This window comes from Marinoscillum sp. 108, from assembly GCF_902506655.1.
In the GTDB taxonomy this organism is placed as follows: domain Bacteria; phylum Bacteroidota; class Bacteroidia; order Cytophagales; family Cyclobacteriaceae; genus Marinoscillum; species Marinoscillum luteum.
In genome coordinates, this window is the sequence record NZ_LR734808.1 from 228472 (window position 1) to 254399 (window position 25928).

A 25928-nucleotide genomic window follows, 5' to 3' on the forward strand; every position below is an offset into this window, starting at 1 on the left:
TTATTTGTGTAAACGAAACCAAAAAGAGGAACCATGAAAAAACTAGCAGCATTGACCGTATTCTGTTTTTTGATTGTTATGAGCACAATGGCTCAAGGTTCTGGGGATTTGAAAGGACCCGAAGCTAAAAACAGAAAGCCATGGCTTGACCCTAAGCCTGCCAGCACTGTGTATTTAGTGAAAGGTGAAAGCCTACAGGGACCGGCCGCTAAAAACGTCCGACCTCTTGAGCGAAAAACCGGAGAACTGGTAAAACTTGACTTAACAACAAAGGATAAACTTAAAGGACCGGCTTATAAAAATTACAAGCCGTGGAAAGATCATCAATAGGCATGGGTGAGCACACACTTCATGGAGACCCACATCGATAACGATGTGGGTTTTTTATTTTCAGGTGAGTTTTATTCAGACCATTACAGAAAGGGAATTCTTGGGATCAAGCCAACTTTATCTGTTGGGAGATTGTATAGGATCAAGCGGAATTCCTGCAGAGAGATCACATTAAAGATGGATGGTGACCGTAATGACTTGAAGTTATCATCCCACCGAAACCAGATCAAGGAGGGGCGAGTTGTCCTCCACCGACGTGAACATTATGAAGCAACGGATTCTGGTCTCCACAAAGTCTCCCCAAATTTTCTCACATGTGCCTTACGCGTTGACTTTGTAGAGAACAGAATCCATCATTGCCTTCTATTCATCTCTTAGAGAATCGGCTGGATTTCTCAAGGCCGCTTGAAGAGTGTGGTGCCCAATGGTAAGGATAGTGAGCAACAATCCGCTCATGCCTGCCATTAAGAAGAGTGACAAGTCAAGGTCAATCCTAAAAGCAAACTGATTCAGCCAATCCTGCATGATAAAATAGGCCAGTGGAGATGCCAGTGCAATGGCGATGAAGACAAGCATAAGAAACTCTTTGCCAATGAGGGAGAGGATGCTTGCCGTTGAGGCGCCCATTACCTTTCTGATACCTATTTCCTTCGTTTTGACCTCTGTATTGAACGATACCAGGCTGAGTAAACCCAGGCAGGAAATGACGATCGCCACTATGGTAAAGTAGAGAGTAAGCTGACTGACCAGAAGTTCACTTTTATATCGCTCATTATAGGCCTTGTCCATAAAGGTAAAATCAAAAGTCCTATCCGGCTGAAACTCCTTATGAAGTGTTTCCATGGAGGCGATGGCCTCCTGAGTCATATTGCTTTTGGTCTTGATCAACATAAGGGAAGGCTCAGGATCCATGCGAATGATCAGGGGCTTGTAGGGAGCGTGTAGAGACTGGATGTGAAAGTTTTTCGTCACACCAATGATTTTTCCTTTCTGTCCCCAAAACTCCAGATCCTGTCCTATAGGATTATCAAAACCCATAATGTTAGCAGAGACCTCATTGATCAGGTAGTTGTTGGAGTCACTGGCAATGTTGCGGTCAAAATTTCTACCTTCCTTTAGTTGAATAGACATCAGCGGTATGAAATCTGGATTGACACCCAGGATGTTGAAGTAAACATCGGTATGCTCATCCCTCCCAGTCCAGTAAGGGTCAGAAGTGGAACTTCCTATATTCGTCGGATCTCCATCTGAGGCTGCCACCGCCTTGATGCCGGGCATTTGCAAGAGCCTTTCTTTATAGATCTCAAATGTCTGTGGATTGAGATCGCCAAAGCCCATTTTAATAACATTCTCTCGGTCTAGCCCCAGGTTTTTGCTAAATACATATTGGAGTTGTTTGTAAATGGTAATTGACCCAAAAATCATGACGATTGTAATGACAAATTGGAACACCACCAGTCCTTTTCTGAAAAGCGCATTGGATCGATCTGCCCGCATGATTCCCTTGAGTGACAGAATGGGGTGCAGGGACGCCATGTAAATGGCCGGATACAAGCCTGAAATGAACCCGATGGAAAGAATAAGTCCGAGGGAAGCCAGGATGAAAGATGGTGTGAAGAAGTCAGCACCTATTTCCTTGCCTGCCAGTACATTGAAGTATGGAAGGAGGCCCATGGTGAAGAATGCAGAGAGAATGAAAGCCAACAGTGTGATCAGTATTGCTTCAGTGAGAAACTGAGCTCGCAGTGAGGATTTCACCGCTCCCATGACCTTTCTGATACCAGTTTCCCTGGAGCGTTTAGCAGACTTGGCAGTGGTGAGGTTCATGAAGTTTACACCTGCTAATATCAGAATAAGGATAGCCGAGATGCTTAATAGTCGTACATAGTCAATTCTGCCTCCTGAAAGCTGACCTTGCTCATATTTGTTGTAAAGGTATAGACTTGAAAAGGGCTGTAGAATGAGCGGAGCTGTTTCCTCCTGGTCTGGTCGGTTTTCGGAAATGGCATTCAGAATGTTGTCGTTGGCTGAGGCCGTAGAATACCCCGGAGCCAGCTTCACGTACATGTTGTGGTTATAGTTTCCCCAGTGTTTCTGAGAAGGGTTTATGAGCACGTAGTAATCAAAGGGAATAATGAAATCAAACTTGAGTGTAGAATGTTTTGGAATGTTTTCGAAGATCCCCGCTAGGGTAAAAGTGCGGTTGTTCTTATCAGTAATACTTTGTCCTATCAGGTTTTTTGAGCGCCAGTCATCCCCAAAATAGCGGGCTGCAGAGGACTCGTTGATCACAATGGATTCAGGCTGCTTATAGAGCAACTGATGGTCACCTTGAATAAATGGGATTGAGAAAATTTCAAAAAGTTCTGGAGAGCCGTAATGACCGGAAAGCGTCACATGTTCCCGGCCTTTTTTAAGAATCAAGGTGGCCCCCCAATTGGTAATCGCGGCTTTTTCTATAGCCGGATACTTATCCTGTAAGACTTCCCGCAGTGGCTGAGGTGTAGTTCTCCAGGTATGTATGGTTCCTGATGACTCTATTTGGTTGACCAGCACATAGTGTATGTCATCTACATGGGCAGGCCATTGGTTGTACTTGAGTTCATCATTGACCCACAGATAAATAAACAGACTGCAGGTGATGCCCAAAGCCAGTCCGAATACATTGGTGAAGGTGTAGGCCTTTTCTTTTTTGAAGACTCGAAAGGCTACTTTGATGTAGTTGGCAATAATTTGTGTGTTCATACTCAGTTGAGTTGATTTGAAACTTGAGGGACGAAAAAAACGAATGACATCTAGCGTGAATTTTCTTTTGGCGGTGGTCAGACCTTTGGTCTTTAGGTTTTTATGGAATTGCTCATACAGATCGCCCTGGATCTCATCAAGCAGATCCTCGTGACAATACCATTTCAGAAAGCGGTCGGCCAGTTTGGGCGGTGAGGTGGCTTGGTTCATATGGTATTGAATTGAGGTGCCATTTCCCATAGTTCATCTCTGGTGGCCTTCAGTTCGGCGAGGATTTTATAACCAGTCCTGGTGATTTCGAAAATGCGTTTTTTTCGGCCGCCCCGCTCGGAGGTGGCACCACCCATCTGAGAGGACACAAATCCCTTTTTTTCCAAACGGCTCAATACAGTATGTATGGCTGGTATGGAGATGGTTTTTCCGGTGCGCTTTTCGTACTCTTCCACCACCGAGACTCCATACACATCCTCCTGCATCACCAATACAATCAAAAGGATGGTTTCTTCAAGGCTACCGATACTAGAGTCATTCATTATACGGATATTTAATTAACTATTGTAGATCAAATAAACGATTTGCGAAAAATAAGTTGCGTTTGAGGTCAGAAATTTTTCATTTCAGGGCCTTAATGAATCGCTAGTTCGGTTTCCTGATAAGTTTTTGAGGCGTAACTTTATTAAAAAAAATGTCAAATGCTGATTTGATTATAGAGGAAAGGAGCCGCGATATCGGTGACTTTTTGGTAGGAAGATTACTTCCATTTCGGAAAAAGAGAATGGTGGGGCCTTTTATCTTTATTGATCACATGGGGCCGAGCCAGATTGGTCCGGGGCACTACATGGACATAGACCAGCACCCCCATGCCGGACTATCCACCCTTACTTTTCTGCTGGAGGGTGAGATTATGCACGCAGATAGCATCGGGAGCCAGCAGCGCATCGTACCAGGCTCTGTCAATTGGATGGTAGGGGGTAAGGGTGTCACACATACGGAGCGCACTCCCAAGGACCTTCGCGATGGGAAGTCACATACACTACATGGTTATCAGATCTGGGTGGCCTTACCAAAGGAGCTGGAGGAGATGGCTCCGGAGTTTCATCACCTGGATAAAGCAGACCTGCCTAAGTGGGAGGATGGAGGCACTCGGTTTACCCTGGTAGCAGGGGAAGGCTATGGCCGAAAATCTCCATTGCCGGTGCATTCAGAACTATTCATGGTAGAGGTGGTGGCTACAGAGCGGTATCAGCTGGAAATAGGAAATCAGCTACAAGGTGAAATTGGTATCTGTGTAGTAGAGGGCACTGTTCAGGCCTGTGAGCATAAGGTGGATCGTGGGCACATGTTGGTTTCAAAGACCGATGGTGCATGCTCACTAAGCATGGAGGCGGGAACTCATATTTTCCTTTTTGGAGGAGCTCCTTTCCCTGAGGAGCGCTATATCTATTGGAACTGGGTGTCTTCCAGTAAAGAAAGATTGGAGCAGTTCAAAACTGACTGGAAGAACAAAAAATATCCGAAAGTGCCAGGTGATGATACCTATATTCCTATGCCTTAGCTTTTGCCACAGGTTTGATTTTCCCTCTATTCAGATTGATGAGTACAGCACTCACCAAAATGATGAGCATTCCCACCATCTGGGGAGTGGTGATCACCTCGCCGACCAGCAGCCAGCCCAGAAATACTGCCACCACCGGGTTGATGTAAGCATAGGTGCCGACAATAGCGGAGGGCATTTCGTTGAGCAGCCAGGTGTAAGCAATATACGCCATGATGGAACCTGCCACGGATAAATAGAGTACTGCACTCCAGGAGGTGAGGTTGGTTTGTGACCAGGCGAAGGTATCCAGTTCATTCATCGACAGACTGATCAGTAGGCAGATCACCGCCCCGCAGAGCAGTTGCCAACCCAGATTTTGGTAGAGGGTGCCAGGTGCAGGGCGCGATCGGTGGTACAAAGTACCCATCACCCAGCACATTCCGCCAAAGAGTACTGCTACAGAAGCCACCAACTGCAGGTGAATTTGTGCTGCTGGGAGGGGTTCGCTGAGCTTGTCACGAAATAGAATAATGATTCCCGCAAATCCCAGGGCCACCCCACTCAGAATGTAGGGGTTAGAAAAGTAAAGCTTCCAGTGTTTTTTGTCCATCACCACAAACCAGATAGGAAGGGTAGCCACCAATACAGACGCATAACCGGAGGCAATGTGCTGTTCTGACCAGATGAGCAGTCCCTGACCACCTGCCAGTACCACCAGTCCGATGAAAGCATTCTTGACGAGCGAAGACTTCTTCGGAAATCCTTCTCCTTTGAAAAGACTGTAACCCACCAGCATCAATCCCGCTACCAAAAAGCGAATGGAAGCCATCAGAAAAGGGGGAAAGCCCTCCAGCCCAACCACGATGGCCAGGTAGGTAGTGCCCCAAATCACATAAATGCAGAGAAAGGCCAGTATGATGAGAAACCGGTGGGAGAGTGCTTGTTGTGACATAGTTAAAGTGTTGCTTTTCTATCGAGAAACATTCGGGTAAGGTGGTAACTGTGAATGATCAGAAACAAGATGCCAGCCACCACAATGGGAGTGGCCGAAATCATAAGCCCATAGCTCAGATAACAGCCGGCGGAGAGTCCGTGGGCTATTCTCAACCAAAGCATATGTTTATTGGCCATCGCGAAAATGCCTAACCCAAGAGCCAGATATCCTAGTACATCGGCAATCATAAGGTGAGCTCCATTCGGATGTTGCAGCGGGCATAGGGTGAGCACTCATTAAGCGGTGCTACCTTAAAACCAGAGTTGATGTATAAATTCAGCGCAGCGGTAAGTTTGGTGTTTGATTCCAGCACCAGCCGTTCCATACCAGCTTTTCTGGCCTCGGAAATGGCATGTTGCATGAGCATTTTACCAATTTTGAGACCTTTGTATTTTGGTGTAACGCCCATCTTGGCGAGTTCAAAAGTGTCTGGGGTTTCCACAATAAGGGCTACCGTACCCACGATCTCATCTTCTACCTTTGCAAAGAATATGCGTCCTCCGGACTGAATGATGTACTCATTGGGGGCATCGAGCATTTCACGGTCATGGGGCTCCACGGTAAAATAGGTCTCCAGCCATTCGTAGTTTAGCCGGGCAAAATCAGATGCGTATTGCTCCTGGAATTCCAGCAGCTGCACCGACACGGTATTCGAAAGTGCATTCATAAGGTTGGTTTGTTTAATTCATCTATCGTTCTGTCTTTAAATCCTTTTTCCCCGAAGCGGGCTTCTATGAGAGCAAACATCTCCATAAAATCAGTCCCTTCCAGGGCCTTGATGACCCCACGCTCTCCGGCATTCCAGATTTGCTCCAGGCGGGGGAGCTGATCATGAGCTTTCTGTGTGAGGGTAAGCAACCTGCGCCGGTTGTCATCTGTGCATTGAGCTGAGGACAGGTAGCCTGCCTTCATCATCTTATTAGTCAGTGTGATTACCGATGGGTGCGCGAGCTTTATTTTCTCAGCGATTTCCATCACCGACATTTCTCCTTCTCTTTTCAGCAGCCTGAAGACCACATACCAGTTGGGCTCAATGTCCACACCCAATTCCTTATACATTTTTCGCCCGTCGTGCATCAGGGCATCACTCAGCCTTTTCAGCCTCATGGTAAAACCCAAACACCCCAGTTCCAGTGCAAAATCTTTCATTGTCTTAGTTAGGTAGTTGTCTACATAAATCTAGAAATAAAATATGTAGTTGTCTACGTATTGAGTGATTTTTTTGTTCTGTTTTTTCAGAATACCGTGTTCACGGTATTCCTATGGGTAGGATGGGTTTATAGCTTTACATCGAATCCAAATGAATTTGACATGAAAAAGCTGCTTTTTGCCCTCCTTTACCTGATGTTTTTTACTGCCATTGCACAAAAGACAGTATTCAGAGACGACTTTAGAGACAATAGAAATCAATGGACTGTGGCTACCAAAACAGAATACGTGAGCTACCTGCAGGATGGAAAATATGTTATTTCTAAAAAGACCGAGAGTGGGGGGTGGCTGTTTTTCAAGGAGCTCTATACGGAGTATGAGCGTGATTTCGTGATTGAGGCAGAGGCCAAACAGGTGAGTGGTGTGGACAATAATGGCTATGGATTGCTATTCGCGACAGCAGATGCTAACAATGCAAATTTCTTTATCGTAACCTCCAATGGTCACTTTCGAGTGGCTGGTTATGACGGAGGTAGCTATAAGGCTGTAACCGAATGGACCAAAACTGATAAGGTGAGCAAGATGAATGAAATCAACTCACTCAAAGTAGAGCGAAAGGGGAGTGCCCTTACTTTTTATGTCAATGGCTATCAGGTGTATTCCATGCCAGCAGCCGAGATGGACATCAGAGGACCTAAGTCCGGGTTTGTGCTGTATGATGAGATGAAGGTAGAGTTTGATTTCATTGAGATCAGGCAGGATTATCGCAACATTAACCTGGTGCCGGGCACGGACACCTTGCAAATAGTGAAGGAGCCTCTGGGTACCGAGGTGAACTCTCCCTACACGGAAAAATCACCTGTCATTTCGGCTGATGGACTTACCCTGTATTTCTCCAGAGATGATCACCCGGGTAATAATACCCGCAGAGACCGCTCGGATGTTTGGTACTCCAAAATGGTCGATGGTAAATGGCAAATGGCCCAAAATATGGGTACACCGATCAACAATGCCGGTCATAATTTTGTGATCAGTACCACCGCTGATAACAATGGACTTTTGATTGGCAATACCTACCATGCTGATGGCAGTTCCAATACCAGTGGTTTTTCTTACACTAACCTCACGCCCTCCGGCTGGGAAGTACCCAGGGATGTGACTGTGGAAAATTACTACAATGACAATGACTACACAGAGAGCTGCTTGTCGTCTTCCAGAAAAGTAATGCTTTCCACCGTGGAGCGAAAAGACAGCCGGGGATCAAAAGATATCTACGTATCGTTTCTGCAGGAGGACAGTACCTGGTCGGAGCATGTCAACCTCGGCGATGTGATCAATACCCCGGCAAGTGAGGCGAGCCCCTTTCTGGCTGCAGATGACATCACCCTTTACTTTTCCACCAAGGGCCACCCGGGCTTTGGGAGCAATGATATTTTCATGACCCGCAGGCTGGATGATACATGGCTCAACTGGTCGGAGCCTCAGAACATGGGCCCACAGATCAACACGCCCAACTGGGATGCCTATTACACCATACCTGCCAACGGCGCATTCGCTTATGTGGTTTCTGAATCCTATTACGAAGGTGACCTGGACATTTACAGGATTAAAATACCAGAGGCAGCCAAGCCCAAGGCTGTGACACTGGTCTATGGTAAAGTGCTCAATGCTAAAACCAACGAGCCTCTGGCTGCGGAGATTCAGTACGGAGATCTGGGAACCAATAAGGAGATAGGCCGCGCCACTTCTTTGGCCGCTGATGGCTCCTATAAAATCGTATTGACTTCTGGTAAGTCCTACAGCTTTCTGGCTTCCAAACAAAACTTCGTTACCGTGAGTGACAACATCAACATTGAGCAGTCTGAGGAGTATCAGGAAATTGAAAGAAACCTGTACCTGGCACCCATCGAGGTGGGGCAAACGGTTTTGATCAACAACATTTTCTTCGATTTTGGCAAGGCTACCTTGCGGGAAACTTCATTTCCGGACCTGGATCGTCTGGTGACCCTGCTGGAAAAGTATGAAGGAATGAAAATTGAAATCTCAGGACATACTGATAATGTGGGTTCTGATGCCGCCAATCAGGCACTGTCCCAAAGCAGGGCCCAGGCTGTGCTGGATTATCTGAGCGGAAAAAGCATTGCGGGTGGTCGTTTGATCTCCAAAGGCTATGGAGAAGCGAAACCTCTGGCTACCAACGACACAGAAGAAGGTCGCCAGCGAAACAGGAGGGTGGAGTTTACCATCACAGCTATGTAGACATTTCAAAAGAAGACTACCTAACTTCGCGGTGTACACAAACCCCGCAGCACTTGAAAGATCTTCACGGAAAGGCGATCCTCGACTATTACAAAGGAAACGATGAAGCCACACTTATCCTTCACAATTCATACGGTGACCCGGATGAAATGCCGGTAGAAGTATTTTTTAGAGAAGAAGAGGATTTTACTACCCTTGAGCACCTGGCCCTGATAGAAAGTAAAGGGCGCGTGCTCGACCTGGGAGCGGGTGCAGGGGCTCATTCGCTGGTACTTCAGTCCCGGGGCTTTGACGTGTTTGCTCTTGAAAACTCTCCCGGGTGTGTGGATGTGATGCGCCGTTCGGGGGTTCGGAATGTCCTGTTTGAGGACTTCAGGAAGCACCAGGGCCAATATGATACCGTACTGATCCTCATGAATGGTCTGGGCCTGGCCGGTACTTTGGGGCAGGTGGAGGTATTTCTGCAAACCTGTGAAAAACTGCTGAGTCCCGGTGGTCAGATACTCGTAGACTCTTCTGATATCAGCTATCTGTATGAGGACGGCACACCCAAACCCGCTGGCTATTATGGAGAGGTGCGATACCGGTATGAATTTCAGGAAACCAAGGGTGATTGGTTTGATTGGCTCTATGTGGATCAGCAGACGCTCGCCGAAAAGGTAGCCGCTGTAGGAATGGAGCTTGAAATTCTGATGACAGACGAAAATGATCAATACCTGGCCTGCATTACCAGAAGGGGAGCCTGATCGGTTTTAATCCCGGCTTTGGTATGTTTTCATGAAAAAAAGCATTCTTTTTGCACCCGCAAAAGACAGAAGGCTTCTGCCGGCCAAACCAGGCCAAACACCCCACAGGAAGCTATTTTGCAATTACTTGTTTAAATTCCATGGGTAGCTGTATCAGCTATCACTAAACTACACCATTCAGACGATGAAAAAGTATTTCAATCTTTTTGACCTGAGCCAGAAAGTCAACTATCGCACGGAAATCCTATCCGGACTTACGGTAGCACTGGCCCTGGTGCCTGAGGCTGTGGCCTTTGCACTGATCGCAGGGTTATCGCCGCTCACGGGCCTCTATGCGGCTTTTGTGATGGGATTGATCACGTCCATTCTCGGCGGACGACCCGGAATGATCTCCGGCGCCACAGGTGCGGTGGCAGTGGTTATTGTGGCTTTGGTGCAATCCCATGGGGTGGAGTATGTTTTTGCTACGGTCATATTAGCGGGCCTTATTCAGGTGACTGCAGGGGTGCTCAGGCTTGGCAAGCTCATGAGGCTGGTACCTCATCCTGTGATTTTCGGCTTTGTGAATGGACTGGCGGTCATCATCTTCATGTCGCAGCTGGACTCTTTCAAAGACTCTTCAGGGAATTGGTTTGGTGGTGAGCAATTGTATATGATGCTCGGTCTGGTCTTGTTAACCATGGTGATCATTTGGGGATTGCCCAAACTCAGCAAAGCCCTGCCTGCTTCTCTGGTGGCTATTTTAAGTGTGTTTGGGATCGTGGTGGCCTTTGGTGTGGATACCAAAACAGTGGGTGATATTGCTTCCATTTCGGGTGGATTTCCACCGTTTCATTTACCGGCAGTGCCGTTTACCTGGGAGACCCTTGTGGTCATCTTTCCCTATGCGGCCATTGTAGCCGGAGTGGGTTTGATCGAGAGTTTGCTTACGCTGAATATAGTAGATGAAATCACTGACACCCGGGGTAGGGGTAATAAAGAAGCGGTGGCTCAGGGTACCGCCAATATCCTCTCAGGCGTGTTTTCGGGAATGGGCGGATGTGCCATGATTGGTCAGAGTCTGATTAACATCTCCAATGGAGCAAGGGCCAGACTCTCCGGAATCGTGGCCTCTGTGTTGCTGTTGGTGTTTATCATGTTTGGGGCTGGTCTTATCGAGCAGTTGCCGATCGCGGCGCTTACCGGCCTGATGATCATGGTCTCTATTGGTACGTTTGAGTGGGCCAGTCTTCGGACCTTTAATAAGATGCCCAAGTCCGATATTTTCGTGATGGTGATGGTGACTTTGGTCACTGTTTTCCTTCACAACCTGGCTTTGGCGGTGATCGTAGGTGTGATCATTTCAGCGCTTGTTTTTGCCTGGGACAATGCCAAGCGCATCAGAGCGAGGAAAAGCATTGACGAAAATGGAGTGAAACACTATGAGATTTATGGACCGCTCTTTTTTGGTTCGGTGATCGCTTTCAATGAAAAATTTGACATCCAGAATGACCCGGATGAGGTGATTATTGATTTTCAGGAAAGCCGCGTGGTGGACATGTCGGCCATAGAAGCACTGAATAAGCTCACTGAGCGATACCTGAAAGTAGGGAAGAAGGTTCATTTGAAGCACCTTAGCCCAGATTGCAGGCAGCTCCTGCAAAATGCCGATGACCTCATCGATGTGAATGTGATGGAGGATCCTACTTACAAAGTGGCCCTTGATCGATTCTAATCACTCCATTACCTTAGAGACATGAAAAAATTCCTACTTTCACTGATGAGCGTTATTGCATTGACGTTGCCGGCCTGGGCGCAGGAAACAGCAGGTACTGCTGAGCCTTCGCTTTCACAAAAACTGATTTTTTACGGAATCACCATCGCTGGTGTAGCCTTTCTGGTAGCAGCATGGAGGCGCAGCAAGTGGGGTAGAAAAAAGTGATCCCACTGGTCATGGGCGGGTAATGCCCTTTGAAAGCCGTGCCGGAGCTACCTGGCAGTAGGCGGAGGTCAAAACGGCCCGCAGGAGGGTCTTGTCTATTTTTCTGAGCACTACGATCGTCCAACCCTGTTTGCCCCATTTGTTCGGCACAGGATAAATGACCCCAGCCTGACCGAGCGAAAAAATGTCCTGCTCAGCAATGGAGAGTTTGAGGCTGGCTTGCAGGTGTGTGAGGTCCAGGGTAGCGAATATTTTCTTATTCACCCGAAAGGAGGTCTTTTCGAAATGCGGGAGCTCTTCCGTTTCGGGAAATTCCAGCGCCATTTTTTGAAAATCTTCAGGTGATACCATTTCAGTCTGTTGTTAACTCAGGCAAGATAGTGACTCTTCTTTTTTGAAGGTTCATAGGCAATGTACGCCTCTGGTTCACAGCACCTGCGAATCATTTTTATAATTCGTAATACTCATTTAAGGTAATGTCGGTTCCATGAGTGAGCTGCTTTAATTCACTAAGAATATAGTATCTGTGCATAAATCCACACAGTACAACGATCTTTTTTCCTTCACTCTGCTCAGAAATGACCATAATGTTTTTTGCCATGGTCTGGTTTCTTAAATCCCAAAAATCAGCCCAAAGCTGATAACCATCGCGGTAGCTGATTCTTTCACCATTTGGTTTTATCAAAAACCTGCTGTCAAACTCGTCTCGTACATTAGTGATTTTTGGAATCATCTCATATTGGTAATATTGGCGTCTTTCGCAAAGACTGTCTGTGGTTGGGTTGTTGAAATTTTCAGGAGATTTAGCGGCTAGGATTTTTAACGGTTCCAAAGTCTCCTTGTAAGTTTTGAAAATTTCAGTTTCTGCTGTGGTTAATAAACCTACGTGATATAAGCTGTCGACCAATCGGAGGGTCAAGCCATCTGTAGGCCGCATTCCTTTGTCTATTCTATACTGATTTCGGTCTTCAAATTCGTACGGTCTCAACTGTGTGTCAGGGTAATACTCCTGGTACTTTTTGGATGCTAAAAGCTCATTTTCTTTCGCTTCCTTCAGCCTGAAATCAGCAGTGAATTTGTTAGAATCTAATTCTAACAATATGAAGTCGGGCTTTACTTCTTCCAGTATCTTGAAGAGGATTTCTGAGTTAAAATTGGCTTCAGGTTGATGTAGAGTACCAATAACGATGATTTCAGTTGTTTCCTTCGTTTTACAGGAGAGTATTGCTAATGTCAGGAAGGTTATGATTGTTCTATTCATTGTATCGTTTGTATATTATGGAGTTGGGGTAAAAGTAAATGTCTTTGACTCGCCAATGATGTCATGAAGAGCCTTATGTTGCAGAATTATTTTCGTTGAGCTATTTTTTAGCCGTTTGTGGAAAAAAAATCTGAGAACGAAATGTTGATTTTTGATTCTTCTGATAGTGAAAACTGCCATTTTCTCAAACCAAATAAGAATCACCCTGGCCCCCAGAGATCAACCAACCACTCCAGAGCCCTTAGCTTTAATTTTAAAGAAAAACCGGGAAACGGGGATCATCCCCAGCCCCATGACGAGCAGGAAGAGGAAGGCGTACCGCAGGGTGAAGGCATGGGCCAGGTAACCAATGATGGGTGGCCCTATGAGCATGCCTGAGGTGGAGTAAGTGGAGATGATGGCCACGGCAATGCCGGGGGAATATTTTTTGGATTCTCCTGCTTGAAGCAAAGCCATGGGGATGATGGGGGCAGCTCCGAAACCGATCAGCGAAAAACCAATCAGCGCCGGATAAAAGCTGGGGAACACCACGGCTACACCAATACCACTGGCAATGAATAGCGCACAAACGACAAAGGTCTTTTGGATGCCGATCCAATGGATTACCCAGTCGGAAGTGAATCGGGAGAGGGTCATACAGATCATAAAGAGGAGGAAACCAAAAGTGAAGACCTCTGCATGCACCACTTCGCGGAAGTAGATGCCACTCCAGTCAAACATGCCTCCTTCGCAGATGGCCGCAAAAAGGATGAGCACGCCCAAGGCCATGATATAAGGATCTGGATTGCGCAGAATGAGTTTATTGCCGGTGGTGGCACGGTCATTTCTGAGCACATGACGAAACGCCACATATCCTGCCGGGATGGCTATGAGTGTGAAAACAAGAAAATGAATGGGCATACTCACATCTCCATAGATCATGAGTGTAGTGAAGCCTACCCCGGTAATTCCCCCCATGCTCCAGAGGGCATGGAAAGACCCGTTGATTTTTTTGTCGTAAGACTTCTGAAGGGTGATGGCCTGAGTATTCATGGAGACATTGATGATTCGCATGAAGAAAGCCACCAGAAATATGGTCACCACCAGATAGGCCGTACTGTCCACAAAACTGATGGAGAACAGCGAGACTGCATAGCAGAGGAAAGCCGCAAACATGGGCCCTCTGGTAGCGTATCTTGATACCAGAAATCCGGAAAGGGGCAGTCCGAGCAGTGAACTTAAAGGCATCACTAGTAGGATAGAGCCCAGCTCTGCTTCATTGAGCCCCAGGGCTTCTTTGATGGTGGGGATGCGAGAGGTCCAGGTGGCAAAGCCGAATCCTGAAAGAAAGAAATAAGTACTGAGTGCTATTCGCTGTTTTACTTTTAGCTCCACCTGGTTGTAATTTCAGCAAAGATATCTCATGTTTCAGGAGTATTTGTCAATAAATCCGGTGATTTGTTAGAATACTTCCTGTTGATGTGGTCCGGCAACCTCAGAGGACTCACCATGTGCGCGTGCGGTTTGTAGGTCAAATTTCACCAAATCTCAAGGTCAGGAATGATTACACAATGAGTGAAATCAGGTGATTGTAGGCCAGCCCTGTGACAATGGCGAGCCCGAAGCTCAGCAGGGTACCGATGAGGATGTATTCTGTGAGCTTCCGGTCCTTTGATTTGGAGAGGTCGCCAAAGCGGAATACAGACTTTGCGGCAAGCAAAAAACCGATGACTTCCCATTGCTGGAGGATGATGAAACCAAACACAAATAGCCGCTCCAGCATTCCGATGTATTGACCGGCATGGGGCAGCGAGTCTTCATAGGCATCTTCTTCCAGCGCCCACTTGGTGATGATCACCCGCATGATGATGGAAGAAACTACCGTCACGATGAGAACCCCGATGATAAGCAGAAGCACTTTTGGTTGGAAAACCGCTTCAGCAGGAATATTGAGTGGTTCATAGTAATTCACCACCAGCATAATGACCGTCACATGGGCTATTTGATCAGCGAAGAATAGTATTCTTTCATTGAAGCGCTGGTGGAGACTGAGCTTGGTGAGGTCAATGGCCAGGTGAGAGCATACAATCGTGAGAAATCCCAGGAGGTATTGATGGTCAAACCGGAGAAGAACGGCGAGCACCATGGCGTGTACAAGCGTGTGCCAGTAGAGGTATGGTGAGCGGTGTTTCTTTTGTGTTTTATGTGCCACCCAGCTGGCTGGTTGGAGTAGAAAGTCCCCAATGATATGGGCAAGTAGGAGTTGTAGACTGAGTGTAATCATCGGTTGGCGATCAGGTTTCGGTATTGCTTTTCCATTTGCATGATTTCATCAAACCCCGCTCTTTTGAGGCTTTCACTGATGGTACTTTGGCTCTTGCCCAGCTTTTTGGCAAGCTCGGTTTGAGTGAGTTGCGGATTTTCCATGGCTATTTTGATGATGGAGGAAGCGTTGGCAGGCCATCGTTCTATAGTGAGCAGGGCCAGACTAAGGTAGGCATTCACTTCCTGATCAAGTTCCGGCCATTCACTTCTCAGGGCCAGTGTGCTTTTCTTCAATGAGTCAAAACACTCACCGGAGTGACGGAAGGCACTGCCATTGGACTCTGAGAGCCTGCTGGCCGAATGTGTCTTTTCACCTAATCCGATCGCCATGCGGGCATCTAAGTCCTTGTATTGTCTGAGACATGCTTTGATGTACAGTGCGGCAAAGAGTGCTTCCTCGGCTGGCACTTCCAGCTGAAAACTGTCTCCTCTGTAGATTTCCCATGTTTTTGGCGTGGTGCCGTATCGATTCAGGGCGCTTTTGAGGGCCGTGAGCCATTCGGTGCTTTCGGCTTTGCGTGAGTTGATGATGTCCCCTGTAATAACTCCAGTGATCATGGCTAATGTGTTGAAGATGTAATATCGGTTATAAACCCGATATTTACAAATATCATATAATAACCCGATAATATAGATTATGTAATGATTCTCCGATAATCAGATCAGCAACACTAGTAATCAGGAAGCTTTGGTGTCCTGCGGTCTGTGCTTGATCTGAAGGCCATGAAGAAAATTTCTAAGAAACTGATCCTTACAGAGGCGGTACTGACTTTGTGTGGGTTTTCTGAAAATGGCACTGATTTCGTGCTTACTGACTTTAAGCTCTGCCAGCGAGAAGACCTCCAGGATGTCTTCATCTTTCATGTTGAGAGCGATCTTCAGCTTCCTGAAGATCATGTTGTTATTCAGGCTTTTCTCGGGTTTTGGTTGCTCGCCTTCTTTTTTGCCACGCTTTTTATTGATGAACCCATTTAGGAAAATGGCCAGTTCTTTATCATAAAGCTGCTTAAAATCGGGATCGTCCTCTTTTTTCAACCAATCACTGATCTGAGCACGGGTCACTTCCGTATCTGCAGCTGCAAAAATGGAGATCATCTGCGAATCACTAAAATCGAAAGTAAACCGGATCCGTCTTAAAATGTCGTTGTTGTTCATATAGGCTGACAAATTTAACCCATTATCAGCGTTTTACTCAATTTGCGGCCAGATGTAATTCTTTTAGGATTTCATAAGACCGAAGCCTGGCTTCCAGGTCATAGATATGTGAGACTACCATCAGCTCATCCACTTGTGTGTCGTCCACAAACTTGCTGATGCCAGTACGAATTTCTTCCGGGCCACCCACAAATGAATAAGTCAGAAACTGTTTCATCACCTGGGCGATTTCCTGGCTGAGCACAAAAGATGCATCCGGTGGCTGAAGGGGCTTTCGGTCGTTGGTGAGGATACCCAAAAAGATTTTCTGCATGGAGGTGGCAATCAGTTGGGCTTCTTTCAGGGTATCTGCGGCAGTCACATTCACACAGGCCATGGTGTAGGGTGCGCTGAGCTGAGCCGAAGGGGTAAACTCCTGATGATAAATTCTAAAAGCATCATGAAGTTGCTGAGGTGCAAAATGACTGGCAAAAGCATAAGGTAATCCGAGGTTGGCCGCAAGGTGGGCACTGTCTGTACTCGAGCCGAGAATCCAGATGGGGATGTCAATGCCTTCGCCGGGAATGGCTCTGACAGCAGCGTTTTTGTTGTCCGCAGAAAGGTACTGCTGCAACTCCTGTACGGTATCAGGAAACCGATAGGCGGCTGTGGGGTCTCGCTGCAACGCCCGGGCAGTGGCCTGATCTGAGCCAGGTGCTCTCCCCAGGCCCAGGTCTATTCTACCGGGATAAAGAGATGCCAGGGTGCCAAACTGCTCGGCAATAACGAGCGGTGAGTGATTGGGCAGCATGATTCCTCCTGACCCTACCCGAATGGTAGAAGTACCTCCCGCAATATGGCCAATGAGTACGGAGGTGGCCGCACTGGCTATACTGGCCATGTTGTGATGCTCTGCAAACCAATACCTGAGGTAGCCAAGGGCCTCGGTCTTTTGCGCCAGGCGCATGCTGTATCTAAAAGAATCTGCCGGGGTATTTCCTTCCAAAATCACCGCTAAATCGAGTACCGAAAGGGGAATATTGCCAAACGTTTTTTTCATATCAGTGAAAACTACAAATAGCAGGTGCAGATAGTTCATTCAGGACGAAATAGCTTTAATCTTAAAAGGGGAGGGCCCTACAAGTCGGCTGGAAAATTCTGATCCAGAAAATGATAGACGCTATCAAAATGGTCGAACACCTCGAAGTGTCCACCATCAATGGCTACGTGATGGTAGGGGTAGGGAAAGTTGTTTTTGGCCAGTCGCTCTATAGCGGCAAGGCTCATCGGAGTAGAGGGCCACTGTTCATCGTTTTTGGCGGAGAGTAAGAAAATGGAGCCTTTGATATCCTCTACCCTGATCGCGGCTTTTTCAACGGCCTCCGTATCCTTCAGCATAATGCTGAAAGCAGATAAAAGGTCATGTTGTATCGCCGCTGGGACCGCTCCCCAGGTCATAGGGACAAAAGGAACTTCCTCGCCCTGATAGGTCCATGAAGAAGTGGACGCCATAAATGTATGTGCCGGAAATACACAGTGACTGGGAGCCATAGCCACCACACATGAGATATCCTCGAAATGGCTGGCCAAAAGCAGCGCCAATTCTGCACCTTTGGATACACCCAGCAGGGCAATTTTATTGCGGTCTATTTTGCGGTGGTTAGCAACTGAGAGGATGGCGTCATGGATGGCATCCAGGGAGATCCGATCCAGTGTACCGGGTGACTGGGCGGTGCCAAAGTAACCAACAGCCAAAAAGGCGTATCCTTTAGCAATGAGCTGCTCACGTTTATCCTTTACCCGGTCGCTCGTCCACCCGTTGCCCCCATCACCACCACCAAAGGCAACGATCAGCGGTTGATGATCGCCATCACCTAAATAAAGCTGGGTGTCTACCCCGGAGCGGTCAGTGGTGCCATCATTGCAAGTCATCAGGAGCACCAAGGAAAAGAAGATACTTACTACTTTCATCATTGTTATTTTTGAGTGAAAAATGATGCAAGCATAAGGAGTGAAGGGGTCGTCAGCGCCCCAACCTATAGGTTCGAACCTCTTTTATCCTTTTTCCTGAAGGCTGGAAGTGAGGGATTTGTAAAAGGCCGAAGGAGTTTGGTGGGTCATTTTTTTGAATACCGTATTGAATGAGGTCTTGGAGTTGAATCCTGAGTCCAATGCCATAGCCAGTAAGGTGAGGTGACTGTTTTTGGGGGCTTCCATCTTTTTGATGACCTCTTTTATTCTGTAGCCATTCACAAAGTCGAAAAAGTTTTGCTGCTGAATGTTATTAAGCACCTGAGAAAGGTGATTAACAGAGATGTCCAGCATTTGTGCGAGTTCGGAAGCTTTCAATTCACCATTCAGATAGGGCTTCTTTTCTTCCATCAGCGTGAGGAGTTGAGCGTGATAGATGGCAGCCTGACCGTCAGATAACCCCGATCGTTGGTAAGAGCCGTTTTTCATTTGATCCTCAGTTGTCAGATCCAATGCCGGATTAGCAAAAACAGTAGTTTGTCGGAAGCCATAGTACCCTACTATGAATAGGAATAGCACCGTGGCGCCTTGCATCATGATTGGGAGCAGGTCAGTAGAAACCAACCCACCTCCGAGCGAAAGCATGCTAGCGGGTATGAGAAAGAGTGAAATGATCAGACAAAGGTAGAAGAGTAAGTATAGCCACCTCAACCGAATGCGGCTCAGATCGGACTCCGATTGCAGGAGCCTTTGTTTGTATTTTTTCAGTAAGAAGTAAAACCAGACAAGGAACACAGGCTCGATGAGCAGGAAAAGAATGACAAAAAACAGCCACGATAAGGCCAGCTGCCCGTCGATGAACAATAGCCCACTTTTGATGGACAAGTCAGCCTGATCAAACACGAGGAAATGGAAATACATGAAGTGAATGACGTAAGCTGCAAATGGCGAAAAGAGTATTGCACTTAGTTTCGGCGTTAACCTCCTGGAGGTGGTAAGCACGTATACATAAGCAAAAAACAACGGGGCATTGAGCAGGTAGAGTCCTTTGCCCAGTAGCATGAAAGGGCTGGCCTGGAGAAAGCTTAAGGTCTCCAGATAGAAGTATGCCTGCCAGAAAGTAGCAAAACCAAGATAGAGGATCAGGTGCTTGTCAGGTGTCTGTTTGTTTTTCTTGCTAAGGGTTACGGTCAGGAGAAGTACCGAGAGCACTATGCCTGCTACAATGAGATACTCCACTCGATAGTTAGGGTTTTGTCACGGCATGCAAGTTATGACAAAAGTGACCATAAAGCCAATGCGAAAATGTCCTGAGCTTGAACTTCAGACCCGGAAGCTTACACGGATATGACCTCAGGATTTACAGTATTCTTATGCCAAAAAACTGATCGGAAAGGATCAAAATCGAGCTGAAAGTCATCACGATTAAAGTAGTGGCAAGCTGGAATTTCCAACCCAGGTGATGTTTTTTTGAGATTTTATAGACCAGAAAAAAGAGAATCCCGGTTATGATGATAGGTAGTGTGAACGTTCCTATTCCGAGGAAGGCACTGATTCGGCCCTCGTCGTTGGGGTTGATGAAATTCATGATCCCAGCCATCAGGCGCATATAAAAGGCAGTGAATAAAAATGGATACAGGTTTTTGTTCCAATTATCAGATTTGAGCACTACGAAGATGGTCAGTGCTTGTATCAAGGTGATGAGTGGACCGGAAGCTGAAATGAGTGTTTTTTGCCAATCTGTTACGCTTTTGCCATCTATAGGAGACGTTCCATTTAGTCTCATGATGGTTTCGTGACCGAAGGACTCGCTGGTTAGCCAATGTGCAAATTCATGAAGTATCCAGGTGAAAATAACAGCGATCAGTGTAGCCATAACATAGGCAACTGAAACTTTTTTATTGGCCATTTTTTTTACTCTAAGTCTAAGGGTTGAAGATATAGATAGTATCTCGCAATCCAAACACCTACTGATGCCAAACCTCGATTGTTATCACAGATGTATTGTTCTCTCCACATTGATTTGGGTTAAGAAACTTTCATCATGAGACACTACGATCAGTGTCCCCTGATACACATTGATGGCAGCCGTTAATATTTCTATGTTTTGAATGTCCAGGTTGTTGGTGGGCTCATCCAGGATGATGAGATCTGGTGACTGACTGTTGATGGTCATGCAGCAAAGCATCAGTCGCATGCGTTCTCCCCCGCTCAGCGCCATGCACGGGTTGTCCCAGTCTTCACGGGTGAACAGAAACCTGTTGAGTCTGATCTTAATTTCGTGCTCCAGTAGGGCCGAGGTGTTTGATTGCTGAGCCTGCTCGTACACACTCAGCGCATTGTCTATCAGCGAGTAGTCCTGATCAATGTAGACAGAATGATTTCTAGCTATTCGGATTGTTCCCTGCTGCGGGGCCAGCCATCCCAAAATGAGTTTGATTAAAGTGGTTTTCCCTGAGCCATTGGCACCTTTCAGTGCTATTCGTTCACCGCTGGTGATCTGAATGCTCAGACTTTCATTCCAAAGCCATTGAGTTTGGTAACTGAAATTGATGTTTTCAGCCGTGAGTAAGACTTTTCCAATGTGAAGGGCCGAATCATTCAACCCGAATTTCATCTGACCAATGTCAAACTGCTGCGAGCGCAATTCATGGAGTTGCTCAGCTATTCCACCAATTTTTTCTGCGTGGATACTCTTTGCCTTGGAAGTACTTTTCTCCGCATTATTTTTCATGGTATTCATCATGATGCGGGCAACTCCTGCTTTTTCCTGTTTCTTTTTTCCTCTGGCATCAGATTTCTCCTTGCGTTCCAGGGTTTCGCGCTCTTTCTCTTTGGCTTTGCGCAATGCCTTTTCTTTCCCGTGAATGTCCTGATCGAGGGCATCACGTTCTATCTGTTTTTGCTTGGCATAGAAGTCATAATTTCCACCATAGACCATTATTCCACGTGCGTTGAGCTCGTAGGTAGCATCCAAAAGGTTCAATAACGTCCGGTCGTGACTCACCACCACCAGCGTGCAGTTAGTGGATTCAATGAATTCATAGAGCAATTTCCGCCCGGACATGTCCAGGTGATTGCTGGGCTCATCCAGGAGCACGAGTTCTGGTTGATGAATGAAGATTCCGGCCAGCAGGACTTTGGTTTTTTGTCCACCACTTAAAGTCTCCATCTTTTGTGTCAAATCCAGGTGTGGAAGTTGCCAATGACTGAGGGCTTCCATACATCGTTCTTCCAGGGTCCAGTCGTCGGCAAGTTTTTCAAAATTGGAATCTGCGGTGTTGCCATTCAGAATTTCATGTAGGGCCTTGAGCTTTTCATCTACCCGCAAGGCTTCGGCAATGGTTAGATGATTGTACTGGCCAAAAATCTGTGGAACATAGTAAGGAGGTGCTTCTGTTTTGAGCTGCCCTTCCGATGGCTCCAGTTCATGTGCGATGAGTTTCAGAAGGGTTGATTTTCCGGCGCCATTGTTACCGATTAAAGCTACTTTTTCCTGTCGGTTAACAGCAAGATGGATGCCATCAAATAGCAGATCATTGTTGGGGTGTAAATAGGAGATGTTTTGTAAGACAAGCATGATTTCTTTCGATAAAAAATGGAAAAATCAGCCCGGTGCCACTTGGTGACAGGCTGTTTTACAGTTGAAAGAAATTAGTTAATCACACTATTAAGGTCCAGATTTAGGATTATGTGGGCAAAGATAAGAATGTTCTCTTGAATATTGATTTACAGAAATGAAATTAAGATTATTCTACCGCAATTTGGTTTAGCTCATTTCTTATTGATTCGATAAGGGTGACCGGATGTGAAGTGTAAAACGGTGCCCAATCAGGCTGTTTACTTAACTGCTGGTAGAGCAGAGAAAGTGCCAGGCCTTCATCTTGTGACCACCAGGTTTTCTGCCTTCTGGTGGCTTTGATGGCCATTTTCAGATCCACACTCCCTCCTTTACAGCGGGGATGTGTGAGCCAGCTCACAATCATGTATTGTCCAGTGCCTTCCATGGTGAGAAAAATATCATCCAGCTCCACCAATGTGGAATCTAACGAACTCATGAACTTCTGGCGTTGGTCGTACATGTCCAATGCCTGTCTTGATAATTTCAGTCTATCTGTGGTATTTCTGGCATTTGCCGCTTGATAAAAAAGCTCCACTTCCTTTTTGAAGGCACTCACATAGCTGGAGTCACCAGAAAAATACTCCTGAATGAGATCATCGCTGACCTCATATCGGAAGTTGCCATTTTGCTCCAGAAAGGAGACCCGTTCACCTAATCCATTCATTTGCCTGGCGTGAGAAAATTCATGAAGAAATACACCTGTCAGCATTTTTTCTAACCCAACCTCCTCACTGTCTATACCAGCAGTTTTCCAGAAATCGGGTGCGGCCATCACGAAAAAGGGTGCCGAGCCGGGGGAAGAAGATGGGGCGGCAAAAGTCATAAGCTGGACAGGTACGCGCTGGCCATCGGGAATGGTCAGGGTGTCATGGTGTTCCTGCATCCACCAATCCAACTTCGTCCCAAAAAAAGAGGGTCCATTAAATGATACTCCATCTGGAGCGCTTACCTGAGAGGTGGTGTAAACATACTTTTGATCGTAGAAAAGCATGGTGGGGGCGGCAGCCACTGGTAATTGGAGTACCTCTGTGGAGATGAGCTCCCAAGCAGATAGCCAGTCTTCAAGCCAGCTAATCGCCGGAGCGGCGGTGTCTGTTTCAGTGGTTTGAGGTCCTGCTTTCTTAGGGTTGCTGCAGGCCACCAGTGTGTGGATGGCTAGGAAAAGGATAATTACTCTCATGGTCTTCTCGTTGGTAAAAGCAATTCACCTCCTGGTTTGGATGATGAATTTTCTGTTATACGCCCATGAAGGGTTGAAGGTCAAAAAAGGTGAAATACCCACCTGAAAAACTGACAAGCGGGTATTTACAGTGATTAGTTAAACCAAAGGCTCCTGCTGACTGAGGCAATGGAAGCTTCCTAGGCCCCAAACGATATCAGTGGAGTCTATGCCGATCACCTCCCGATCGGTAAAGACGGTCTTCAGAATTTCAAGCGCCAAAGGATCATTCTTCTGATCGCGATAGGTGGGCACCACTACACAACTATTGGCAATGTAGAAGTTGGCGTAAGAGGCCGGCAAACGCTGATCTTCATAAACCACAGGTTTAGGCATGGGCAGTTCCACCACGTTGAGAGGGGAGCCATCCGGCATTTTGAAAGTTTTGAGTAGCTCCAGGTTTTCCTGAAGTGGTGCATGGTTCTCATCTGCCGTGTTGGGCTCTACCACAGTTACCACAGTGTTGTCATTGACAAACCGTGTGATATCGTCCACATGGCCATCGGTATCATCACCTACTATGCCGTCACCAATCCACCAGATTTCGCGAGCCCCGTAGTAATCCTTCAGATAAGTCTCTATTTGGCTTTGATTCAGGTGGGGGTTTCTGTTTTTGTTGAGGAGACAAGCCGTAGTGGTGAGGATGATGCCCTGATTGTTAAAATCTACAGAGCCACCTTCCATGACAATGCCCGGGTTAAAAGTTTCGAGTCCCAGCTTTCCGGCTACCAATCCGGGAATTTGATTGTCCAGATCATAAGGAGGATATTTTTCACCCCAGGCATTGTACCCCCAGTTGATCACCGCTTTTTCACCTTCTTTGATGACGAAAGCCGGCCCATGATCACGACACCAGGCGTCATTGGTCGGATGGTGGTAGAAAGCGATGTTGCTCAGGTCAGCGCCCACCTCAGTGAGGTATGTACGCGCTTGTTTTTCCATTTTATCATTTGCCACATTGATGCACACCTGTTCGCCAGTGGCTACTGCTTTAATAAACTCACAGTAAGGCTGGTAGATCGTTTTGATCTTGCCGGGCCATGAGTTTTCGTTGTGCGGCCAGCTCAGCCAGGTAGCTCGGTGTGGGTACCACTCTGCAGGAAAGCGGAATCCCTGTTCGCGGGGAGTTGATGCCATCATTCGTCTATAAATCGCTTTTCAATAGGAGAGTAAGCATCGATCCGGCGATCCCTCAGGAATGGCCAATGAATGCGATAGCTATCGGAGCGATTCATGTCTATGGGAACCACTTCTGTGACTTCTTCCAGATGTGGGGCTTTGTATTCGAGCCAGCCAAAGGCGTTGGTAACATAAGATCCACCCCAAAACTGCATGTCGCCCTCCACACCGGTGCGGTTTACCCCGATCACCGGGATGCCATTGGCCACCGCATGCGACTGCTGGATGGTCTGCCAGGCATTGTGCTGCTCCTGATTGGTGCGCTCATCCTGGCTGTTATGCCAGCCGATAGCCGTAGGGTAGAAGAGCATCTCGGCACCCATGAGCGCCGTGATTCGGGCGGCTTCCGGGTACCACTGGTCCCAGCAGATCAGTACGCCTATTTTAGCAAATTTGGTTTCAAACACCTTGAACCCCAGGTCGCCGGGGGTGAAATAGAATTTTTCAAAATAACCCGGATCATCGGGAATGTGCATTTTCCTGTATTTGCCCAGATAAGTGCCATCTGCGTCTATGACGGCAGCTGTGTTGTGATAAAGGCCTTGTGCTCTTTTCTCAAAAAGAGAGGCTACAATGACCACCCCCAGGCGCTTGGCGAGGGCACAAAAGATATCCGTGGTGGGGCCAGGTATGGCTTCTGCCAGGTTGAAGTTGTCATAGTCTTCCACATCGCAGAAATAGAGTGACCCGAACAGCTCCTGCAGGCACACGATCTGTGCTCCTTTGGCAGCCGCATCTTCTATTCCCTTGATGGCTTTTTGGAGATTTTGATCCCGATCTCCGCTACAGGCGTTTTGTACGAGCCCAATATTGACGATTCTTTCTTTTGGCATATTGAATGAACTGGTTAACCCGGGACGAAGTTCGGAAAATTTGCTCGTGACAAAAAACGATCGCTTCCCTTTTCATTCATTGATAACCTCCAGTGTCCATTTTTTTTGCAAAGAAAATTTTCTTTTGAGACCACCCACCAGGTATCCTGTCACACCCATGCCCATGCCCACAGCCATCATGGCGTAGGCTGAGGATGGGGAAAGGTATTCTTGATAAGTGACGGCAAAAGGAAGGTAGATTAATCCGGCGGTAGCAGGTAGGGCTCCAGCGCCTGATATGAGTATACCCGCGGCTTTCACAGGCCAGGGCCTTTTCACCGAGGCGGTAATGAAAAGTATTTCATGAATTAATATCGTATCCTTTTCTATGATCAGAGTGCTGTCGCTGAGAATAACTGGGGAAACCTCCCGATACTTTTTTCCGGAAGAGAGGCCTATTTTCATTGACTTTGGGATCAATACCAGTCGTTGCTGCTTTCCATCGGTTCTGACCACAGCAAGTGATCTTGGTGTAGGTTCTTTTTTCTGGGCCGTTACCCACCAGGGAAAACAAAGTGCAGTAAAAAAGAGCAGTACGGGCAATTGATGCCTTTGAAAAATCGACGATACACGAGTCATAATGCAGTCGCTTAAAATTGCTCTAAGATAACGTTTAATTCATCTACAACCATGCTGAAGGGGTACGTTTTGTTCAGGATAGGGGCCCTTTTGGCTATGAATGACG

The 25928-nt window shown here is 46.9% G+C and carries 27 protein-coding genes; 6 read left to right on the forward strand and 21 right to left on the reverse strand.

The window, feature by feature from the left end:
• Positions 1–33: 33 nt before the first annotated feature.
• Positions 34–330, forward strand: a complete 297-nt coding sequence (locus tag GV030_RS00855; protein ID WP_159578849.1) for a hypothetical protein — start codon at positions 34–36, stop codon at positions 328–330.
• Positions 331–693: 363 nt separating this feature from the next.
• On the opposite strand, the gene GV030_RS00860 is transcribed toward GV030_RS00855, so the two are convergent.
• Together GV030_RS00860 and GV030_RS00865 are read right to left on the reverse strand one after the other, a co-directional pair.
• On the reverse strand, positions 694–3285 hold the full coding sequence (locus GV030_RS00860; RefSeq protein WP_159578851.1) for an ABC transporter permease: 2592 nt from the start codon (positions 3283–3285) through the stop codon (positions 694–696).
• Complete coding sequence (locus GV030_RS00865; RefSeq protein WP_159578853.1) at positions 3282–3608, reverse strand: PadR family transcriptional regulator; 327 nt, start codon at positions 3606–3608, stop codon at positions 3282–3284. The genes GV030_RS00860 and GV030_RS00865 overlap by 4 nt, the downstream gene beginning before the upstream one ends.
• A 152-nt stretch (positions 3609–3760) precedes the next feature.
• On the opposite strand from GV030_RS00865, the gene GV030_RS00870 reads away from it, so the two are divergent.
• Complete coding sequence (locus GV030_RS00870) at positions 3761–4630, forward strand: pirin family protein (RefSeq protein WP_159578855.1); 870 nt, start codon at positions 3761–3763, stop codon at positions 4628–4630.
• Here the strand turns inward: GV030_RS00870 and GV030_RS00875 are convergent.
• The 4 genes from GV030_RS00875 to GV030_RS00890 are packed head-to-tail and all read right to left on the reverse strand — an operon-like array spanning position 4620 to position 6755.
• On the reverse strand, positions 4620–5564 hold the full coding sequence (locus GV030_RS00875; protein ID WP_159578857.1) for an EamA family transporter: 945 nt from the start codon (positions 5562–5564) through the stop codon (positions 4620–4622). The two genes, GV030_RS00870 and GV030_RS00875, sit on opposite strands and share 11 nt — an antisense overlap.
• 2 nt (positions 5565–5566) lie before the next feature.
• The gene (locus tag GV030_RS00880; RefSeq protein WP_159578859.1) at positions 5567–5794 is read right to left on the reverse strand and encodes a hypothetical protein; all 228 of its coding nucleotides are present in this window, start codon (positions 5792–5794) and stop codon (positions 5567–5569) included.
• Positions 5791–6273 carry a GNAT family N-acetyltransferase gene (locus tag GV030_RS00885; protein ID WP_159578861.1) on the reverse strand — a complete coding sequence of 161 codons (483 nt, stop codon included), beginning with the start codon at positions 6271–6273 and terminating at the stop codon, positions 5791–5793. The genes GV030_RS00880 and GV030_RS00885 overlap by 4 nt, the downstream gene beginning before the upstream one ends.
• Complete coding sequence (locus GV030_RS00890; protein WP_159578863.1) at positions 6270–6755, reverse strand: MarR family winged helix-turn-helix transcriptional regulator; 486 nt, start codon at positions 6753–6755, stop codon at positions 6270–6272. Before GV030_RS00890 ends, GV030_RS00885 begins: the two co-directional genes overlap by 4 nt.
• Before the next feature lie 162 nt (positions 6756–6917).
• Here GV030_RS00890 and GV030_RS00895 point away from each other — a divergent pair, with 162 nt between their 5' ends.
• The 4 genes from GV030_RS00895 to GV030_RS00910 all read left to right on the forward strand — a co-directional run bounded on the left by GV030_RS00895 (position 6918) and on the right by GV030_RS00910 (position 11681).
• A complete protein-coding gene (locus GV030_RS00895; protein WP_159578865.1) occupies positions 6918–9014 on the forward strand; it encodes an OmpA family protein in 2097 nt (698 codons plus the stop codon).
• Positions 9015–9067: 53 nt separating this feature from the next.
• Positions 9068–9760: a bifunctional 2-polyprenyl-6-hydroxyphenol methylase/3-demethylubiquinol 3-O-methyltransferase UbiG gene (locus GV030_RS00900; protein WP_159578867.1), complete on the forward strand. Its 693-nt coding sequence runs from the start codon at positions 9068–9070 to the stop codon at positions 9758–9760.
• A gap of 184 nt (positions 9761–9944) precedes the next feature.
• Positions 9945–11474 carry a SulP family inorganic anion transporter gene (locus tag GV030_RS00905; RefSeq protein WP_159578869.1) on the forward strand — a complete coding sequence of 510 codons (1530 nt, stop codon included), beginning with the start codon at positions 9945–9947 and terminating at the stop codon, positions 11472–11474.
• Positions 11475–11495: 21 nt separating this feature from the next.
• Entirely contained in the window at positions 11496–11681 is a 186-nt protein-coding gene (locus GV030_RS00910; protein WP_159578871.1) for a hypothetical protein, read from the forward strand.
• 9 nt (positions 11682–11690) lie between these two features.
• Here the strand turns inward: GV030_RS00910 and GV030_RS00915 are convergent, their stop codons facing one another.
• From GV030_RS00915 to GV030_RS00985, 15 genes are all read right to left on the reverse strand, one after another.
• A complete protein-coding gene (locus GV030_RS00915) occupies positions 11691–12032 on the reverse strand; it encodes an MmcQ/YjbR family DNA-binding protein (RefSeq protein WP_159578873.1) in 342 nt (113 codons plus the stop codon).
• A 97-nt stretch (positions 12033–12129) separates the two neighbouring features.
• A complete protein-coding gene (locus tag GV030_RS00920) occupies positions 12130–12942 on the reverse strand; it encodes a hypothetical protein (RefSeq protein WP_159578875.1) in 813 nt (270 codons plus the stop codon).
• A 219-nt stretch (positions 12943–13161) separates the two neighbouring features.
• The gene (locus GV030_RS00925) at positions 13162–14316 is read right to left on the reverse strand and encodes an MFS transporter (protein ID WP_159578877.1); all 1155 of its coding nucleotides are present in this window, start codon (positions 14314–14316) and stop codon (positions 13162–13164) included.
• Positions 14317–14485: 169 nt separating this feature from the next.
• Complete coding sequence (locus GV030_RS00930; protein ID WP_159578879.1) at positions 14486–15205, reverse strand: DUF3307 domain-containing protein; 720 nt, start codon at positions 15203–15205, stop codon at positions 14486–14488.
• Complete coding sequence (locus GV030_RS00935) at positions 15202–15804, reverse strand: SatD family protein (protein WP_255465027.1); 603 nt, start codon at positions 15802–15804, stop codon at positions 15202–15204. Before GV030_RS00935 ends, GV030_RS00930 begins: the two co-directional genes overlap by 4 nt.
• Positions 15805–15924: 120 nt before the next feature.
• The gene (locus GV030_RS00940; protein WP_159578881.1) at positions 15925–16401 is read right to left on the reverse strand and encodes a DUF1456 family protein; all 477 of its coding nucleotides are present in this window, start codon (positions 16399–16401) and stop codon (positions 15925–15927) included.
• A gap of 37 nt (positions 16402–16438) precedes the next feature.
• The gene (locus GV030_RS00945) at positions 16439–17440 is read right to left on the reverse strand and encodes an LLM class flavin-dependent oxidoreductase (RefSeq protein WP_159578882.1); all 1002 of its coding nucleotides are present in this window, start codon (positions 17438–17440) and stop codon (positions 16439–16441) included.
• A gap of 77 nt (positions 17441–17517) precedes the next feature.
• Positions 17518–18354: an acyl-CoA thioester hydrolase/BAAT C-terminal domain-containing protein gene (locus GV030_RS00950; RefSeq protein WP_159578884.1), complete on the reverse strand. Its 837-nt coding sequence runs from the start codon at positions 18352–18354 to the stop codon at positions 17518–17520.
• Positions 18355–18435: 81 nt separating this feature from the next.
• Entirely contained in the window at positions 18436–19590 is a 1155-nt protein-coding gene (locus tag GV030_RS00955) for a helix-turn-helix domain-containing protein (RefSeq protein ID WP_159578886.1), read from the reverse strand.
• 121 nt (positions 19591–19711) lie between these two features.
• Entirely contained in the window at positions 19712–20260 is a 549-nt protein-coding gene (locus GV030_RS00960) for a hypothetical protein (protein WP_159578888.1), read from the reverse strand.
• Positions 20261–20344: 84 nt separating this feature from the next.
• The gene (gene abc-f / locus GV030_RS00965) at positions 20345–21931 is read right to left on the reverse strand and encodes a ribosomal protection-like ABC-F family protein (protein WP_159578890.1); all 1587 of its coding nucleotides are present in this window, start codon (positions 21929–21931) and stop codon (positions 20345–20347) included.
• A 169-nt stretch (positions 21932–22100) separates the two neighbouring features.
• Positions 22101–23153, reverse strand: coding sequence for a hypothetical protein (locus GV030_RS00970; RefSeq protein ID WP_159578892.1), 1053 nt, complete (start codon positions 23151–23153; stop codon positions 22101–22103).
• Between the two features lie 138 nt (positions 23154–23291).
• Positions 23292–24332 (reverse strand): agmatine/peptidylarginine deiminase, encoded by a 1041-nt coding sequence (locus GV030_RS00975; RefSeq protein ID WP_159578894.1) that lies wholly within the window; start codon positions 24330–24332, stop codon positions 23292–23294.
• Entirely contained in the window at positions 24329–25204 is an 876-nt protein-coding gene (locus GV030_RS00980; protein WP_159578896.1) for a carbon-nitrogen hydrolase, read from the reverse strand. The genes GV030_RS00975 and GV030_RS00980 overlap by 4 nt, the downstream gene beginning before the upstream one ends.
• A 72-nt stretch (positions 25205–25276) precedes the next feature.
• Positions 25277–25822, reverse strand: a complete 546-nt coding sequence (locus GV030_RS00985) for a hypothetical protein (protein WP_159578898.1) — start codon at positions 25820–25822, stop codon at positions 25277–25279.
• Between the last annotated feature and the right edge of the window lie 106 nt (positions 25823–25928).